The 17,407-nt window shown below is 62.7% G+C and carries 11 protein-coding genes; 5 read left to right on the forward strand and 6 right to left on the reverse strand.

The window, feature by feature from the left end; genetic code table 11:
• Nucleotide 1 precedes the first annotated feature (1 nt).
• The 3 genes from BUS42_RS09630 to BUS42_RS44950 form a co-directional block, all read right to left on the reverse strand.
• A complete protein-coding gene (locus tag BUS42_RS09630; RefSeq protein WP_074306725.1) occupies nt 2–643 on the reverse strand; it encodes a hypothetical protein in 642 nt (213 codons plus the stop codon).
• A gap of 66 nt (nt 644–709) precedes the next feature.
• The gene (locus tag BUS42_RS44945) at nt 710–1,801 is read right to left on the reverse strand and encodes a type II and III secretion system protein family protein (protein WP_254053414.1); all 1,092 of its coding nucleotides are present in this window, start codon (nt 1,799–1,801) and stop codon (nt 710–712) included.
• A gap of 32 nt (nt 1,802–1,833) precedes the next feature.
• Nucleotides 1,834–2,805, reverse strand: a complete 972-nt coding sequence (locus BUS42_RS44950; protein WP_254053415.1) for a pilus assembly protein N-terminal domain-containing protein — start codon at nt 2,803–2,805, stop codon at nt 1,834–1,836.
• 344 nt (nt 2,806–3,149) lie between these two features.
• On the opposite strand from BUS42_RS44950, the gene fabG reads away from it, so the two are divergent.
• From fabG to BUS42_RS09650, 3 genes are all read left to right on the forward strand, one after another.
• On the forward strand, nt 3,150–3,917 hold the full coding sequence (gene fabG / locus BUS42_RS09640; RefSeq protein ID WP_074306726.1) for a 3-oxoacyl-ACP reductase FabG: 768 nt from the start codon (nt 3,150–3,152) through the stop codon (nt 3,915–3,917).
• A 175-nt stretch (nt 3,918–4,092) separates the two neighbouring features.
• Nucleotides 4,093–6,087 carry a hypothetical protein gene (locus BUS42_RS09645; protein WP_074310902.1) on the forward strand — a complete coding sequence of 665 codons (1,995 nt, stop codon included), beginning with the start codon at nt 4,093–4,095 and terminating at the stop codon, nt 6,085–6,087.
• A gap of 205 nt (nt 6,088–6,292) precedes the next feature.
• Nucleotides 6,293–7,168: a hypothetical protein gene (locus BUS42_RS09650; RefSeq protein WP_074310904.1), complete on the forward strand. Its 876-nt coding sequence runs from the start codon at nt 6,293–6,295 to the stop codon at nt 7,166–7,168.
• Nucleotides 7,169–7,458: 290 nt separating this feature from the next.
• Here BUS42_RS09650 and BUS42_RS09655 read toward each other — a convergent pair whose 3' ends face one another.
• Genes BUS42_RS09655 through BUS42_RS09665 form a run of 3 tightly spaced genes read right to left on the reverse strand, consistent with a single transcriptional unit; the run spans nt 7,459 to nt 12,801 of the window.
• Nucleotides 7,459–9,141 (reverse strand): ABC transporter permease, encoded by a 1,683-nt coding sequence (locus tag BUS42_RS09655; RefSeq protein ID WP_074306727.1) that lies wholly within the window; start codon nt 9,139–9,141, stop codon nt 7,459–7,461.
• A 55-nt stretch (nt 9,142–9,196) separates the two neighbouring features.
• Entirely contained in the window at nt 9,197–10,126 is a 930-nt protein-coding gene (locus BUS42_RS09660; protein WP_074306728.1) for an ABC transporter ATP-binding protein, read from the reverse strand.
• Between the two features lie 14 nt (nt 10,127–10,140).
• Nucleotides 10,141–12,801, reverse strand: a complete 2,661-nt coding sequence (locus BUS42_RS09665) for a hypothetical protein (protein ID WP_254053416.1) — start codon at nt 12,799–12,801, stop codon at nt 10,141–10,143.
• Between the two features lie 222 nt (nt 12,802–13,023).
• Between BUS42_RS09665 and uvrA the strand changes: the two genes are divergently transcribed.
• Both uvrA and BUS42_RS09680 read left to right on the forward strand, forming a co-directional pair.
• Nucleotides 13,024–15,867, forward strand: a complete 2,844-nt coding sequence (gene uvrA / locus BUS42_RS09670; protein ID WP_074306730.1) for an excinuclease ABC subunit UvrA — start codon at nt 13,024–13,026, stop codon at nt 15,865–15,867.
• Nucleotides 15,868–16,537: 670 nt separating this feature from the next.
• Entirely contained in the window at nt 16,538–17,245 is a 708-nt protein-coding gene (locus BUS42_RS09680; RefSeq protein WP_074306732.1) for a TetR/AcrR family transcriptional regulator, read from the forward strand.
• Nucleotides 17,246–17,407 lie beyond the last annotated feature (162 nt).

The raw sequence follows: 17,407 nt of genomic DNA on the forward strand, positions 1-17,407 counted from the left end.
GCTATTGGCTTCCTCCACCACCGACGCTAAACCCGGATGAACTGGCCGGAGACACAGAGTACGTGGACGGCGCTCGCTGATCACGCGTAATCATGACATTATGATAATTGACAGCGTCCTCACCCAATCCTCCAGGATAGACCGAAGGCCCGATCACGACGCGTTCGGGAATCACGGGAAGCCCGGCCCCTTGGAGTGCCGCCACAACGGCCGTGCGGCGAGACTCCGCCAGACCCGGTTCATCGGGACTCCACTCGATCACGACGGGGCCGAGCCAGCCTGAAAGGCGTGAGGCCATCAAGTTGAAACGGGCCGCCCCGGTCGGAGAGAGTCGATCGGTGCTGTCGAGAAAGTCGCTCCGGTAGAGCGTGAAACGATGGGGATCGGCCTTGGCCCGCATCAGGGAGAAGTTATCTTGAACATAGGTTCCCAGCGGGGGCTCGACGAAGTCAGCGGGACGTCCGATAAACGTATCGCGCCATGCCTTGTGGCGGAGTTCACGCCTCGTGAGCGGCCCCCGCCCCGTCGGAGTGGGTCCGGTCGGCGGGATCGGGACGGGGGGCTGTGCCCACACCGTCGCGGTCAGCAGGCCAGTCGCCAGCGCGCCGACCCGCCAGTGGAACTTCCCTCGTACCCGCCACATATTGCATTTCCCTCGAAAAAGGGTCTGGTTTCGGATCCATGCCGAACGGTGAGTGCGAAGACTCTGTCAGTCGGCGTGCCCATGCGGTCCGATCACCCACTGGTTCTCACTCTGAAAGTGCTTCATGACGTTCAACGGATCAAGTTCTCGGACCGTCGCACGGAAGTCTTTACCCGACTTGCCTTCGATCCGCCCAAGAAAGTAGAACTCGAAGTCGTTGGGCTGAATGACCCGGTCGCCAGGAGATTCAGGAACCTCTTGCTTCTCCATCGGAGCGACCAACTCGGGAGTAACCAACACGATCAACTCGGTTTCGATCGTCTCGATCTTGTTGCTGCTGAACAGCGGACCGACAACGGGCAGGTCGCCGAGGATCGGAACACGGATCGTGGTTGCGTTGGTCGTCGACTGGAGCAATCCGGCGATCGCCAAGGTCTGTCCTTCGCGGAGTTCGACGACCGTCCGAGCACTTCTCTGGTCGATCGCGGGCACTTTGCCGCCGTTAATCACGGTTCCCTGGCCAAAGTTCAGGGCGCTGAAGATCGGCTCAACATCCAAGCGGATCACATCATTGGCCAGGATTTGGGGCAGAAAAGTCAGGATCGCTCCGAACTTGGCGAACTGCACCGTGACGACGGCCGTTCCCCCGGGAATCGACGAACTCTGCGGGACCGGATACGGGAAGAGCCCCCCCGCGATGAACTGAGCGGGTTGACCATCGAGTGTCATCAAGTTCGGCTCGGCGAGGAGTTTGGCCATCGAGTTCGATTTGAGCGCGTCGATGAACATCGAGAAGTGGCCCGCATCGAAAATCCCGAAAAGGGTGCTCGTGCTGGCGTTAGCGGCATTCCCCGCAGCGCCGAACGTTTCGGCAACCGGCTTCAAGATCCCGCCCAGCGCACTGGCATTATGAGCAGCGTTCGCCGCTCCCGTGATGTTTGCGGCACCGCCTATCGTCGAGGCCATGAGGCTCTTGTCTTTGTTTCGGAACCAGCTCACCCCGAGTTGGCGGATCGCATCGCGATTGAGCTCGGCAATCTTCACGCGGAGCAAGACCTGGCGGGGTCCCGGGACATGGATACGGTTGATGATTACCATCCCACCCAACGCCCCACCACCGCCACTCATCCCACCGCCACTCATCCCACCGCCACTCATCCCACCGCCACTCATCCCACCGCCGCCACCGCTCATCCCTCCGCCGACGTTACCCCCCGCGGCCCCCCCCCTCCAGCGATCCCACCGCCGATACCCCTCAAGCCGCCACTATTGCGGAGTTCCGTCTGAACAAGTTGGAGAATGTCGGCCACAGCCTTGTTGTCAGCGACCTCGCCTTCCAAAATGACCTGGGAGCCGATCTGGCGAATGTGTACCAATGCACCTGGATAGGCTTGCTTAATTCTCGATTCGAGGTCGCGGGTATCCAGCGAGACCCGAATCAGGAACGAGACCGGCTTATCTTCCGTGTCCCAAAGCGTCATGTTCGTCTGACCGAACGATCGACCGTGAATATTGAGCAGACGCGAGTTCGGTTGATCGCTCAGGAGTTCGACGTCCGCAACCGACGTGTTGGCGATCGCCACTCGCGTCAGCAGCCGCTTGGTCTCGATCAGCTTGGTCTGCCCCATCGCCACGTTAATCTCGGCTTCGGGACCCTTGACGTCGGCGATCATTTCCCGGATCCCCTGCGCCACCTCCTCGACCGGTCGGGGAATCGGGGGACCAGGAGGAAGGGTGGGAAGCAGTCCGGTCGTATCCTTGACCAGGTTGATGACCCGCGCACCGCCCGATGCGATTCCTGGAGGGAGTGGGAAAGGATCGACTTGAATGACCGTTGGGACAGTGGGCTGGACGATCGGCTTCACCGGAGGCAAAGTCTCGGTCGGCGAAAGCTCAATCGTCCGCGGGGCGGAAACTGAGGGAATGGTCGTCGCCGTCGAATCCTGCGACGGGATCGCGGTCGGAGTGGGAATACTGATGACGCGACCCGCCGCGTTTGGAGGAAGCGCCGCGGGCGGGGGCGGCGGTGGCACGCTTTCCGAGGTTTGTGCCGCGACCAGAAGCGGACTGAGCAAGGCGGCCAGCGTGAAACCGGCGGCAAACCGCATGTTGAAGCGTCGGGTGCATGCCATGGGTCGGGAAACAGGCGGTTGGTCCAGCACTTGGACGGTTCCTTGATAAGGCCTGAAGTCGTCTGTCAAACCAAGGAGAATGATTTCGATCACCCGCCCGCTTGACCCGGTCATGCCACTTGTGGTGAATGGGCCGGTTATGCGGCTCTTAAGCTTAATTTCGGATCCGGCCACGTCGGACTTGATACAACCAAACCACTTGCAGCGTTTTTTGTGACTGACTCGACAATTCTTGAGGGATATCCGGCAAGTGCTCGAGGCCCTGCTCTCATGTCACAATGCAACCAACGCCCGAGATTGCCCCATGACCCGCGAACCACATCTTCATGGCGGATCGCCGGCCCTCGATTTCCCGTGAAACAAGGAGGATGACCATGAGCATCGAGATCGACCTCGCCGGAAAAAGGGCGCTCGTCACGGGCGCCAGCCAAGGCATCGGCGCCCAGATTGCGCGGACGCTGCACCAGGCGGGCTGCCTGTTGATTCTTAACCACCCCGACCTTGAGGGCGGCCGGACAAAAGCCGATGCCGACGCCTTGGCTGACGAGTTATGTCGGCAGAGGCCAGGGAGCGCCCTCGTCTATGGGGCCGATGTCGCCGACCCCACGGCCGTCGAAGCCATGATGCGTTCGATTGAGGCGGATCTCGGCGGGATCGATGCCCTGATTTGCAACGCCGGCATCCTCCGCGATCGGACGATCGCCAAAATGTCGATCGATGAATGGCGGAGCGTCATCGACGTCAACCTCTCCGGCGTCTTTTACTGTTGTAAATTCGGCCTGGAGATCCTTCGTGACGGCGGAACGATCGTCAACATGGGGAGCCTCTCCGCCTCGGCCGGCTTCCACGGTCAGTCCAACTACGCCGCCGCCAAGTCGGGGGTCCAGGCGCTCACGAGAGTCCTCAGTCGCGAGTGCGCCAAGCGATCGATCCGCGTGAACGCCATCGCTCCCGGCCTGATCGAAACCGCCATGTCCGCCACCCTCTCCGAAGCCGTCCGAACCGAAATGCACAAAGCCATTCCGTGGCGAAAGTTCGGCGACCCGCAAGATGTGGCCAATGCCGTCCTCTTTCTCTGTTCTCCCCTGGCCGGCTATATCACGGGTCATGTCCTGGAAGTAAACGGCGGCTGGAGAGGATAGAGACGATGCGACATTTGGACGATCCGCCTCCAAGGTTTTTTATGGCGAAACCCCGGGAATGCGAAACTCCTGAGAAACTCGCGGTCGGAACGCGCTTCCTCAAGACTGAGCCGCTACAATACGGGTTCGCGATCCGTCGTGGGGATGGGCATTCGAAACGCGGAGGGGGATGGTGATGGCATCGGCTGATCTCGACACGAGAACGGAGAACGACCCGACATCGAACGGGGAACGACGGACGCGAATCGGCTGGGACTCGTCGATTGGGGCGACCCCGCTCGGGCATGGTTGGCATGCGGAACCGTTGGTGATCGACTGGTTTGAGCCGGGCCATCCCGACTTGCTGGTCACCGCCGGGGGCGGCGTCAGCGAGCGCACCGCGCGGGTCTACCGCCGCCGGCCCGCCGAACCGGGACACGCTCCTCGCTATGACGCGGGCGAGTTGGTTCCCGGTCTCGAGGGCCTTCGCTCGGTCTGCGTGATCCCGAACGGCTCAGCCAGCCGTTTCGATCTGGTGGGTCTGGCTCAGAACGGCCTCGTCCTGTTGCCCAACAAGGGGCAAGGGGATCGACCGGAGTTCAACGAACGGGTGGAGCTCGGGATCGCGGCCGACCTCGGTTTTGGTCCCTGCCGCGTGGTGCAAATCGTTGCCCTGGACTGGGATGGCGACGGCCTGACCGACCTGGTCGTGGGCCTCGACGACCTGTCCGGCTACTGGCCCGACTCCGACCGGCTTCCGCAAGCCCAGCAGGTTGGCTTCAACCAAAAAGGGGGTCACCCGGGCTATGACCGGGGGGGACTCTGGCGCGGACAAGCGCCCACCGGGCGCCTTTTTTGGCTCCGCAACATCGGCCAACTTGGCGCGCCCGCCTTCGAGCTCCAGCCGGAGATCGGATCCGACGCCGACCCGCTCGACCTGGGCTTGCACCCGGCGGCGCTGACCGTCGCCTGGGGAGGTGGAGGGAGCCTGGAACTGCTGGTCACCGATCGCCGCGGGCTCGTCCGAATCTACCGCAACTTCGGCGGCCAGCGGCCTCCGGTCCTGATGGAGCCAAGGACGCTCCAATGTGGTCATGCCGCGCTCCAGTTGCCCGACGACCGCACGGTGGTAGTTGCCGCCGATCTGGACGGCGATCAGCGCGTGGAGCTGATTTACGGAACCTCGGCGGGACGGGTCTTCAGCGTCCATTCAGGGCCGACCCGCAATGACGCGAAGACTCCGGTCGAACTCCTGAGCGAGAGCTCCGAAATCTGGTTGGCCGGGCATGCCGTCGTGACCGCGGGCGACCTGGACGCGGACGGCGACCTCGACCTCGTGTTCGGCGACGCAACCGGTCGGCTCCATCTCGTTCAGGACATGGGTACCCGCGACGACCACCGCTACCATGCGCCTGTCGCCATCGAAGGCGGCGGGACGCCGTTCCGGGTCGATCCCGGCCCCGACGGAATGCTCGATGGTCCACTCGCTCCTCGGCTCGGGTACTCCTGCCCGACGCTCGCCGACTGGACTGGAAACGGGCGGCTCGATTTGCTGGTCAGTGGCGCCGGGGGAGAGATCCTGTTCCTGCGGAACGACGGCGCGGCCGATTCCCCCCGGTTCGGCGCGCCCAGCCCACTCCGCTGCGACGGAGGCCCGCTGATCATCCCGCCGCGGGTCCGGCCCGCCGTTGCCGACTGGAATGCGTCCGGCCAGGCCGACCTGATCGCGCTCGACTTGCAGGGGTTCCTCTGCGTCTTTCCGCGCACCGGCACGCACGATGTCGGCGCCCCCGTTCCCCTGGTCGACCGACTGGGGCGCTACCTCCGCCTCGACGGCGGATTTGGTCAGGCCGGTCGCTGTAGCCTCTGGGCGGGCCCTTGGACCGGATCGGGATTGACCGACCTCCTGGTCGGCCTACCGCGTGCCAACCGCCACGTGATCCCCGCGTTGACCGGTCTCCCCTTGGGGGACCCGGAGAGCTTGCCAACCGTCATTCTCCTTGAAAACGTCGGGCATGGCCGCGTGGTGCCTCGGCTGCTCCGGTATCGCGACGGTCGCCCCGTCATCATCGGTTCCGAAGGCTGTAGCCCCTCGGGAATCGACGGCGACGGTCAAGGAACGCTCGACCTCTTGGTCAGCGGCGATGACGGACGCCTGCACTTGGTGCCCCGTGGCGATCTCCAGTGGTGAGCGCCGGCATCGGATCTGCGGTCGATTTCGAATACGCCTTTTCCTGACGGCGCCGAACGATCGGCGCGTGACGAGGAGACGGGAGGACAGGGCCAGCCGCCTTGCGCCCTCCCTTCTTTTCGTCCGGCTCCGACAAGACCACCGCGGGTCGGTTGGGGTCGATTCCTCTCGGATCTTCCGCGATGACAACATGAGGCTGGGACCGATGGTCGAGATCCCCTCCCCCGATGAAGAGAAAGAGAACGTCGACGTGGGTTGGCTGATGGAGGACGGACCGAAACCGGCGTCCGGCAAGGCTGCATCCCCACCTCCACCCCCGATCGTGTCGGAAGGGTCGTACGAGATCGAGGGAGTCGACCCCCTGGAGGCCCAGGACGAACCGGCGGCGATCGTGCCGCCGATTCCTTCGCCGGTCCCGAGACCGCGAAAGCCGCAAGCCGCGGACCAACCACCAACGCGCTCGACGGTGAAGCCGGGAACGGTCGACGAAGTCTGGACTCGTTGGGCCGAATGGGGACCGGACATCATTCGCCTGGTCGCGGCCGCGGGCGTGCTCCTCGTGCTGCTCTACCTGGCACTCACCTCGTTTTGGTTCACAACCGCGTTCTTGATTCTGGTCGGCGGTGGGGTCGTTCTCCTCCTGTTGGGCTACCCGCTCTTTATCACCATGGAACGCCCGATCCGGATCACCCCCGAACAGGCGCTCAACGACTACTACGGCGCCCTGTCGCACAGCGTCCCGCACATCCGCCGGATGTGGTTGCTCCTCAGCTCAGAAGGTCGTTCCTCGCGATCGTTCCACTCGTTCAATGAATTCAATACGTACTGGAACGAAAAACTCAAATCACTGAAGTCGGCGAAGGGTGGGCGGTTCAACACCCTGCTGTTCTCGGTTCAGGATTTCAAATCCGAGAAGAGCGCGGGGCTGACGCACCTGGAAGCGAAGTTCACTCTGCAAGTCCAGGAGCGCGATCAAATGACATCGCCGGGCCGAACCTTCCCGACGACGATTCGGCTGGTCAAAGGGCCGGACAAGATGTGGTATCTCGAAGACGGAACGATGCCCGAAGGCCGCGTCTGAAGCAAACCTTTCGTCGCGAGCTCGACCCGTTTCTCTGAGACAGTCGCAAGGATACCGGGATCTCGTTCCCACGCTCTGCGTGGGAACACGTTTCTCCCGCGCATTTCGGCCTCCGGGGCAGACAGACGGCCCGGTTTCCTTGCGACAGACTCAATATGTCGAATATTTTCCAGGGGCTTGCGTCCCTGGGCTACGAACGGTTGCCCCTGCAGCCTACAAAACATGTGCATCACTTTTCTGATTTGCAATCGCTCTGATCCAAGGGCGACGATCCTCTCATTCGAATGAGATCACCCTCCGGCACCGGCACGCCACCAGCGCCAGCGGAACGCGAGATAGGTCACGCCAAAGAGCAGAAGACAGGCCGGCGGGTAGAGCAGAAGGAAGTTGGCCCAGACCGGTAACGGGAATCCCGGGATCATTTCCACCTTGATGGAGGGGGGAAGCGCCGGATTGTCGTTCGAGAAGCCGCTCGGCTTGATCGGCGTCATCGGGATGCTGAACGCCGCCGAATAGGGACTCGTCACGGTGAACGCCGCGAGCCGCTCCTCGGTGATCGACGAGAACCCTTGGAGATAGTAATTCAAGCCGACCGGGCCGACAAACAAGAGCAAGAGCGACATATACGTTAAAACGATCGCGACCGAGGTTTTCCGCGAGAGTGACGAGCAGAGGAGACCGATCGTCGTCGTCGCCAGGCAGGTCGTCGCGATGATGAGGAGGAAGACGATCAGAGTCCAGAACCGATCCCAAAGCTCTTGCAGTAAGAAGTAAGCGAGCAAGAGCTGCTCGGTCAGCAGGAAGGTCAGGACCGTCGACACCCGGAGCGCGGCCAGCAGCTTGGCCAAGACGATTCGGCCGGGGCCGAGCAACGTCGTCAGTAACAGGGCCAGAGTCTGTCGTTCGCGTTCCTGGGTGATGCTGCCGGCCGAGAACACCGGGCCGACCAGAAGGTTAAACGTGATGACATACGCCACGTAGTAGCCTGCCCGGTCCGAGCGAAGAAACAAGAGCGCGGCCATCAGCGGGATCGACAGCAGCATGCTGACCTGGATGACGACGCGGAGCATCAGCGTCCCTTGGCTGAAGATCTCGCTCCGGAGTTCCTTATCGAGGACCGGATTGGTCCCATCGGGCATCAGGTCGGTTCGTTTCGCGGGCGCGAACAGCTTGTCGGGAAAGAGGTCGCGATCGATCACGACGCCGATGGCGTACTTCATCTCCTCCTCTTCGTCGACCACATCCTTCCCCTCGCTCCCCACGTCCGGGGGCCGGAGGAGCCGGCGATTGATCACGATCGCGACCACCGTCCAGGTGGCGAGACACCAAGGGGGGAGTACCGAGACCGTCATGAACGAGACGAACTCGCGGGCGCGGGGGTCGTTGGGATCGGTCCGTGTCAACGCCACGCAGAGGACCGCCAACGGGAGAATGACCAGGTAGCTCACCATCAGGGCCGAGCTGGTTCGTCCGAAGAAGCTCGAGGCGGCGACGCTCAAGAGGCCGAAGGTGCCGGCCGCCAGGATCAGGACCACGTAGGCGCGAGCGATCTCGGACAGAAGAATTCCGCCGAGTAAGAAACAGAGGATCATCAGCGGCAGGCTGGAGAGGATCAGGATGACCAGGTAGCTGAGCGAGCTCAGCAACTTGCCGGTGAGGATATTGATCGGCTTGAGCGGGCTGGCGAGCAGCATCTCATAGGTCTTCCGCTCCTTCTCACCCGTGATGCTCCCGGCCGCGAACGTGGGTGCAACCAACGCCACGAGAAAGAACTGGCCGAGGAAAAAGAGCTCGAACAAGCGACGAGCCACCCCCGACCCCACCTGCCGCACCCCCGCCGAATCGGCCGGCCAGTAAAAATAGACCAAGGCGCCGAGGAAGAGCACGTAGATCAGTTGCAGCACGAACGCGCGGGGCGACCGCAGGTTGACGAGCAGCTCACGCGTCAGGACGGGATTATCGCGAAACAGCATCGAAGATCGATCCCGGAGGTTCCGAAAGGTTCGCTACATCCGACGGGAAACCGCTCTAATTGACGATCCCCTTGGTAATCATCATGAAGACCTCTTCAAGACTCAGAGGTTCTTCGGCGAACGAGTTGACTTGAACTCCCTCACCGATCAAGCGCCCCAGGAGTCGCGCCATGTCTTCATCCTGCCCTTCAAATTCGGCGGTGAGCGTGTGGTCAAACAACTCCACCGAGCGTACCCCTGGATCATCGCCCAGAATTGAGGCCGCGCGGGTCGTCGTCTCATCAAGGACGCGGACCTTGAGCACCCGGTGCGAGCGTAACTGACGCTGAATCTCCTGGATGCTCCCGGCCGCCAGCAGCTTGCCGCGTTCAATGATCCCGATCGACGTGCAAAAGTCGGCCAGCTCGGAAAGGATGTGGCTGGAGACGAGAATCGTCTTCCCCATCCCTCGCAACTCATTGAGAAGCGCTTTCATCTCGAGCCGGGCCCGAGGGTCGAGCCCCGAGGCCGGCTCGTCGAGAATCAGAACCGGTGGGTCGTGGACCAGCGTCTTGGCCAAGCAGAGCCGCTGCTTCATCCCCTTGGAAAGACCGTTCACATAATCATCACGCTTGTGCGTAAGATCCAGCAGCTCGAGCACCTCACCGATGATCTTTTTCCGGAAAGTGTATGGGATTTCATAGGCAACGGCGAAGAAGTCAAGGAATTCCCAGACCTTCATGCCATCATAAACACCGAAATCATCCGGCATGAACCCGATCACCCGACGCACAGCCATCGGATCGTTGACCACTGAGTGCCCACAGACGCGTCCCTCGCCCGAGGTCGGTCGGAGCAAGGTGGCGAGAAAGCGGATGGTCGTGCTCTTGCCGGCACCGTTGGGGCCGATGAATCCGAAGACTTCCCCCTTACCGATGGAGAAGCTCAAATCATCGACCGCCACGAAATCGCCGTAACGCTTGGTGAAGTTGATCACCTCGATCATTGACGATCCTTCTGCTAGCGGACGTTGGATGTTGGTGAAGCCTTCACCCCGCCGCGAGAAGGGGCTGGTGGCGCGGGGGCCTGTCGACGAACCGGAGGGCGCACAGGCCTGAGGGTCGGGGGAACGCCGCTCCCCAGAGCGGGCTCGTTGAAAGCAGGAACGGCTTGCGGTTGACCACTCGTCTGATCGGCGCGACGCGCCAGGTAATTGAACCGAGGACCCGCGGGCGCGGGAGGGGGACCGTTTTCCAGGTGAACGACCACGGCAGTGAAGCCTCGATGCCGATCGACGGCGGGTTCGAACTTCTCACCCGCCATGACCTTAGGCGCCCAGGCCACCAGTCGAATTTCCCCTTGATCTTCGGGCCGATTCTCCGCGTAGGTCTGAAACGCTTCTAAAAAGGGGCGGGGATTGAGTTGCCCCTTAGCGAACGCGCGGGGCTTCGGAACCGGATTCGCCGTCAAGGCCACCGTGGCCCCCGGCATGATCGTCCCGAGGTACAGTGGCTTGCGGTCGTTCGAGCCGTTCACCTCGATCACGGTCGCATCTCTCAGTTCCAGGTTGGTTGCATTGACGATCCGCCGGCCCTCAGCGTCAGTCACCAGGGTGATTGCCCCCGGCAAGTTGACCAACTGCTCGGCACGGAACAGCGAGAGACTGCGCGGCTGCACCTGAAACCCCTCGAGCGCGGGCACCGGCTGCGATTGCCAGCTCGAGGTGGTGATATCCTCGCCGCGGAGCGATCGACCATTATCCAGCGGCAAGGCCAGCGCGGTCGGGTCATTGGGGAAAGAGATGGTAAACCGAATCCGGCCCGTCGTGTACAACGAGGCGAACCGGCTGAGATGGGCGCGAGGATAGGCGCCGTAGGTTTCGAGGACATCAATTTCGTCGCAGGCCATGTCATAGCCCATGTCATAAGCCGCGGCGCGTTCCACCCCGATCGCGAACCCGAGCGACAACACGGGGACCACCACCCAGGCCCACTCGCGCCTGCCGAACACGTAGCGACAAATCAGCCAGTTCAGCGGCACCAGGGCGAGCACATAAGCCAAGATCACCTTGAGCACGAACCCGGAGCTCGGGATCGAGATCCCCGAAGCTTCCTCGAGCGCGTCGCGGCTCATCTTCGGTAGAGCCGAGGAGTCCACCCATTCGGCGACGGCGGACGCGGCATTCGCGGCGTACTCTGCGTACGGATCGTTCGCTGTCGTCCCTGCCGTCTCGTCCAAGAGTACCTTCGGCCCCGACAGCACGAGGGGCCTCGGGAGCGACGCTCCGAGGTCTCGGCTGAGGATCCGGAACCAGCTCAGGTCGGGTCCGACGAGCGAAGCGAACTTGGCCGATTCAACGGTCCGTCCGTTCCAGCCTCCCCACGAGGCCACATTGTCCTCCGGGCGGCGGAGGATGACACGACGCACGAACGTATCGAGCCCCGGCCACGCGGCCAGTGCCGGGTCGGTCGGATTGAGCGCCAGCATCAGGATTCGACCCCGGCCCACGCGTTGTTCCACACCGAGGATTCGCTCGCTCGACTCTCCCAGGCGAACTGTCGAGGCGCCTGGATTCGGGCGCAGCCCCGCGAGATAGACGGGCCGGTTCGAGGCGGGATGAATCGGCTCCGGGGCCATGTAGGCATGCTGACGGCCGGGCACGTAAGCGTCGTCCTCGGGCGCGGCGATGGGATCTTCGCGCACCGCGTAGGGAATGACCGGGCGAAACGCGTCCGACAACGGTTTCAAATCGGCTTCGTTCAACAGGTCACTTTCGCCCGAGAGTGTGGCCGGCAGGTAAGGGCCGAGGAAGCTATCCCCGAGCGCCGCGAACGAAGGCCTGGCGCCGCCGATCAGGATCAATTGACCACCCCAGTGAAGCCAATCAAGCATCGCTTGTTGTTGCGCGGGGGAGAGTCGCTCGGCGGGCAATCCGTCCCAGATCACGTGGCTCACAGTGGTCCAGGTGAGCGGGTGCGGCGAGAGCGGGAATGTGCCGCTCTCCATCGGCAAGACCATCCGGTAGTAGCGTTGCTTGTCGAAAGCCTGCGTATCTTCTCGATCGGCCGACAGCGGCGCCATCGCCTGAAATTGGCTCCAGCGCGCATACAGGTCGGTCTCGTCTTTACTCAGCACCAGGATCAACATCTGGAACGGTTCGAGCACCCTGAGGTTTGCCTGCCAGATCTCGTCGGCCCGGATCGCCTCGGGCCTGGTCAATTCCAGACCAATCTCCTTGGGAATACGCGGCATCAGAATCTGCAGGCCGAGTTTCGTGCGCTGTTCCTTGAGCAACCGGACCTCGCGCCGATAGACCACCTCTTGGGGCGCTTCGACCGCAAGTTGTCCCTCGCGGGGCATGCCGAGCATCCGGACGGGCGAAGTATGGAGCATGCCGACGTAATCGTCGTAGTTCGCGCGCATCTCGAGGGAGAGGGTGCTCCAGTGGTTCGCCTTGACGAACGGCAGGATGTCGAACGGTGCGATCTGGGACCGGAAGAGTTCGAGGGGCGGCCTTGTCTTGTCCTTCTCGAGCTTGGCCTTCAGACTCTCGGGATCGGTCAAGATTTTGAGCCGTTCCTCGGCAGTCGGCAGTTGCGCCCAGGCCGACGTTCCCACCAGAAGCCCGACAAGAGTCAGGGCTTGGGACAGACGTCGAACGACGGAAGTCGGATGATTCACGTTGAGCGATCCCTGATTCGCCTCGAGTGGTTTCCGAGGCAACCCGATCCTGAAGTGAGCAAGTCGATTGCGTCGAGGTTGAGTGTAACCCGAACCTTCTAGGTCGGGAAGTGCCCGTCGGCCAACTTGCGACTCTTTCCCTCGAGGCTGTAGGCTGAGGGAATGACGTCGGATTCGTCCGTGAAGGTCGCTGGTCGCGTCGTTTTAAGGAGAGCTTGGGGAATGACGGATCGTCCCAACCGCGCGAAGTCGGATTCAACCTGGGTCGATCGGATCCGCGTTCAAGGCGCGCGGGTCCACAACCTCCGGAACATCGATATCGATCTGCCACGCGACCGGCTCGTGGTCTTGACGGGGGTGAGCGGCTCGGGGAAAAGCTCTCTGGCATTCGACACCCTCTACGCCGAGGGACAGCGGCGGTACATCGAAAGCCTCACCAGCTTCGCGCGCCAGTTTCTCGATCAGCTGGAGCGGCCCGACGTCGACCTGATCGAGGGCCTCCCGCCGACCGTCTCGATCGACCAGCGCTCCGGCGCGGTGAATCCTCGAAGCACCGTCGCCACGCTCACCGAGATCCACGACTATTTTCGCCTGCTCTATGCGCGCACCGGCATCCCGCACTGCCCTGGCTGCGGGCAAGCGATCCGCCGCCAGACCCCGGAGCAGATGGTTGCAGGAGTCCTCGCCATGCGCGAGGGTCGAAAAGTCCTGGTGCTTGCCCCTTTGGTCCGGGGCCGCAAAGGCGAGCATCGCGAAGCCTTCGAGGCGATCCGCAGAGCGGGCTTGCTTCGCGCGCGGGTCGACGGCCTGATCGTCGAAATGACGGAAGACCCGCCCAAGCTCGCGAGGAACCGCACTCACCACATTGAGGCGGTCGTCGATCGGCTCGTGGTTCGCGAGGGGATCCGGCCGAGGCTTGCCGAGAGCATCGACCTCGCCCTCAAGCTCGGTGAGGGCACCGTCATCCTTTCCGCTCAGACCGACGAGGCGTGGGACGACCTCGTGCTCAGCGTCAAATACGCCTGCCCGTCATGCGGCACCGGGTTCGAGGAACTCGAGCCGCGCACCTTCAGCTTCAACAGCCCCCACGGCGCCTGTCCCACCTGCAACGGTCTGGGAACCCTCTCGGCCTTCGACCCCGAGCTCGTCGTGCCCGACCGCTCCCAGTCCCTTGCTGAGGGGGCGATCGCACCTTGGAGGGGCCTTCGCTCCGGTGCTCAGGACGATTTCCTCCTGGATCCAGGACTCGCCGTCCTGCTCAAACGAAGTCGGCTGACCCACAACACTCCACTCGCCGGCTGGTCGGAGAAGACCTATCGCAAGTTCTTCGCCGGTGATCCCGAGTTGGAATACGCCGGCCTGACCGCGGTGCTCGAGCTCGAGTTCGCCGCGGCGAAAACCGAGGCACGCCGGACCGCGCTCGGGCACTTCCGCGATCAGACCCCCTGCCCCGACTGCGAAGGGGCCCGGCTCCGTCCCGAGGCCCGAGCCGTGACCGTGGGCGGTCTTACGATTCATGAGCTCTTGACTCGCCCGCTCCCGGAGACTCGTGCGTTCATCGCCAATCTCCAATTCGAGCCGGGGCTGCGGCCGATCGGACTTCCCCTCGTGCCGGAAATCATCAACCGGATCGAGTTTCTCGAGCGCGTGGGACTCGGCTATCTGACCCTGGCACGTGGATCCGACACTCTCTCCGGCGGCGAGCTCCAACGGGTCCGGCTCGCCACTCAGATCGGCTCGGGACTGGTGGGCGTCTGCTACATCCTCGACGAACCGACGGCCGGGCTTCATCCCCGCGATACCGGAAAACTGCTGGCGAGTCTGGAACAACTCCGCGACCAGGGGAACAGCCTCGTCGTCGTCGAGCATGATGAGGCCACGATCCGGGCAGCCGACTGGCTGATCGACCTGGGGCCGGGCGCGGGGCCGGAAGGAGGGCAAATCGTCGCGACCGGACCTCCTGATGCCCTCGTCGTTGTGGGCCAGTCGGCGACGGCCGACTACCTGCGCCGCGCGGTCGCGAGCACAGTCCCCGACGCCCGGCGGCTCGCACGGAGCCCAGGGTCGATCGAGGTTGTGGGGGCGACGGATCGGAACCTCAAGGGGGTGGATGCCCGGTTCCCCCTCGGCACGCTCATCGGCGTTTCCGGGGTCAGCGGGTCGGGCAAGAGCACCTTGGTCAACGACGTGCTCGGCCGCGGTTTGCGTCGCGCGCTCGGAACCGGAGGGCCGAAACCAGGGGCTCATCAACGAATCGACGGATTGGGTTCCGTCGACAAGTTGGTTGAGATCGACCAGGCGCCGATCGGCCGTGGCCCGCGATCGACTCCGGCAACCTATACCGGTGTCTTCGACGAGATTCGCAAGGTTTTCGCCCGGACCCGCGAGGCCAAGATTCGTGGTTATCCCGCCAGCCGGTTCAGCTTCAACGTAAAAGGGGGCCGTTGCGAGGGGTGCCAGGGTCAAGGAGTCCGCAAGATCGAAATGAACTTCCTTCCCGACATGTTCGTCACTTGCGACGCGTGCGGGGGGCAGCGATACAACCGGCAGACCCTCGAAGTCCGTTTCAAGGGCCTCTCGATCGGCGATGTGCTCGACCTGCGGGTCGATGCGGCCCTCGACGTCTTCGACGCCCAGCCCAAGGTCCGCCCCGGGATCGCGGCGTTGCATGAAGCCGGGCTCGGCTACGTGACCCTCGGCCAGTCGAGCGCGACCCTCTCGGGCGGCGAAGCCCAGCGTGTGAAACTCGCCGCCGAGCTTGGCCGCCCCGCATCGGGCCGGACCTTCTACATCCTCGACGAGCCGACGACCGGGCTCCACTTCGCCGACGTCGACCGCCTCCTCAAAGTTTTGCACCGGCTCGCCGACCTCGGAAACACCCTCGTCGTAATCGAGCACAACATCGACGTCATCAAGACCGCCGACTGGGTGATCGACCTGGGACCGGAAGGGGGCGACGGCGGCGGCCGGATCGTCGCCATGGGGACTCCGAACGACGTGGCCGAATCGCGTGAGAGTCACACCGGCCATTACCTCCGCGAACGGCTCGGCCTTCCCCCAGGCTAGGCGCGGGAACGGGTCGGGGAAGCCGGGCAACTCCCCTCTAACCAAAAAAACCGTACTCCCGGTCGTTGGAATTCAGCCCGGTTTCCCGAGCGATGATCGACCCGCCCAAGAGGCTTTCCCAGCGATGGGAAGGCCCCGCGAGCAAACTCGTGCTGTCCACGGGACACGATCGAAGTCCCCCGAAAATCCCCGGTTCGAGCCATAAAATGGGCCGACCCAGAATTCTGATGATTGACGAATGGGCGCCGTTGTCTATGATTTTTACACAGACTGACTGGTCAGTCCGCAACCTGAACCTGATTCAACCCCGCCTCGTCGTGCTGATCCGGTGATGGTCTCTCGCAAGGCTCCGTGGGATGCGAGGCGACTTGTTTCCGATTGATCTCGGAAGTGAGTGAGCGACTGTTCGAGAATCCGTCCTGCCAACGGCCGCTCGCGATCCCCCCGCCGGGACGGCCCGCGTCGAATTGCTCCTCCCCCCCTTTGATTCCGGCTGAATCACGATGGCAATTCGTGGCTCTTGGGGAAAACGTCAAGCCGACCGTGGGATCGTATAACGTGACCTGTCCTGAGGGGATGTGACCTGGGCTCGGCCCGAGTCGATCCCGTCGATCTTCCATGAGGGGGCTGAACGCAAAACCGAGTCCGTTCATGACGCGGAGCCATTGCCTTGAATCGCACAACCGAGAGCGGCGCGGAACCGAAAGAGCACGACGAAGCCATCCCTTGTGGACGGCGCGAGGAAATCCTTGAGGCCGCCACAAAGCTGTTCGCCGAGCATGGTTTCTCCGACACCGTAACGCAGGTTCTCGTGGAGCGGCTCCAAATTGGCAAAGGGACCCTTTACCGCTATTTCCCCAGCAAGCGCGAGTTGTTCCTCGCGGCCGTCGATCGGGTGATGCGCCGGCTCCGCCAGAGCGTCGATGCGGCGATTGCGAATATTGAGAACCCGCTCGACCGCGTGGCGCGCGCCATCCTCACCTACCTGGTCTTCTTCGAGCAGCATCCTGAATTTGTTGAGCTGCTGGTCCAGGAGCGGGCGCTGTTCAAAGATCGCAAGAAGTCGACCTATTTCGAGCATCAAGACACCAATGTCCTACGATGGCGGATCCTCTTCGGCGGGTTGATCGAGGAAGGTCGGATTCGTAAGATCCCCGTCGAACGGGTCACGGATACCATTAATAACTTGCTCTATGGGACCATGTTCACAAATTATTTTAGCGGCCGACCCAAGCCGCCCGAGCAGCAGGCAAAAGACATTCTTGACGTGGTTTTTTACGGGATTTTGAGCGAGTCGGAGCGTGAGCGAATGGGCCGAGGGTGCGTTGACTCAAGGCCTGAGCCAGCGCCGCGGGCCGACCGTCCGCTCCAGGGATGAACGCGCAATGCGTCGGCTCCTCTTGAACTCCAGGGTAGGTGTACTCGAATCAGAGTTTGTCCGATCAAGGATGGGCCGAAGTCTCCGGTTTTGACGCCTTCTAGTCTCGTGAACACCGGGAAAGTTCGATTCGCAAAGGAACAACTCAGGGACACAGAATCC

The organism is Singulisphaera sp. GP187, assembly GCF_900129635.1.
Taxonomy (GTDB): Bacteria; Planctomycetota; Planctomycetia; order Isosphaerales; family Isosphaeraceae; genus Singulisphaera.

Bases quoted from the DNA above. Each gene is read 5' to 3' on its own strand.
- BUS42_RS09660 (WP_074306728.1), bottom strand. From the start codon at position 10,126: ATGATCGAGGTGATCAACTTCACCAAGCGTTACGGCGATTTCGTGGCG.
- BUS42_RS09630 (WP_074306725.1), bottom strand. From the start codon at position 643: ATGTGGCGGGTACGAGGGAAGTTCCACTGGCGGGTCGGCGCGCTGGCG.
- BUS42_RS09655 (WP_074306727.1), bottom strand. From the start codon at position 9,141: ATGCTGTTTCGCGATAATCCCGTCCTGACGCGTGAGCTGCTCGTCAAC.
- BUS42_RS09650 (WP_074310904.1), top strand. From the start codon at position 6,293: ATGGTCGAGATCCCCTCCCCCGATGAAGAGAAAGAGAACGTCGACGTG.
- BUS42_RS44945 (WP_254053414.1), bottom strand. From the start codon at position 1,801: ATGAGTGGCGGTGGGATGAGTGGCGGTGGGATGAGTGGCGGTGGTGGG.
- fabG (WP_074306726.1), top strand. From the start codon at position 3,150: ATGAGCATCGAGATCGACCTCGCCGGAAAAAGGGCGCTCGTCACGGGC.
- uvrA (WP_074306730.1), top strand. From the start codon at position 13,024: ATGACGGATCGTCCCAACCGCGCGAAGTCGGATTCAACCTGGGTCGAT.
- BUS42_RS09645 (WP_074310902.1), top strand. From the start codon at position 4,093: ATGGCATCGGCTGATCTCGACACGAGAACGGAGAACGACCCGACATCG.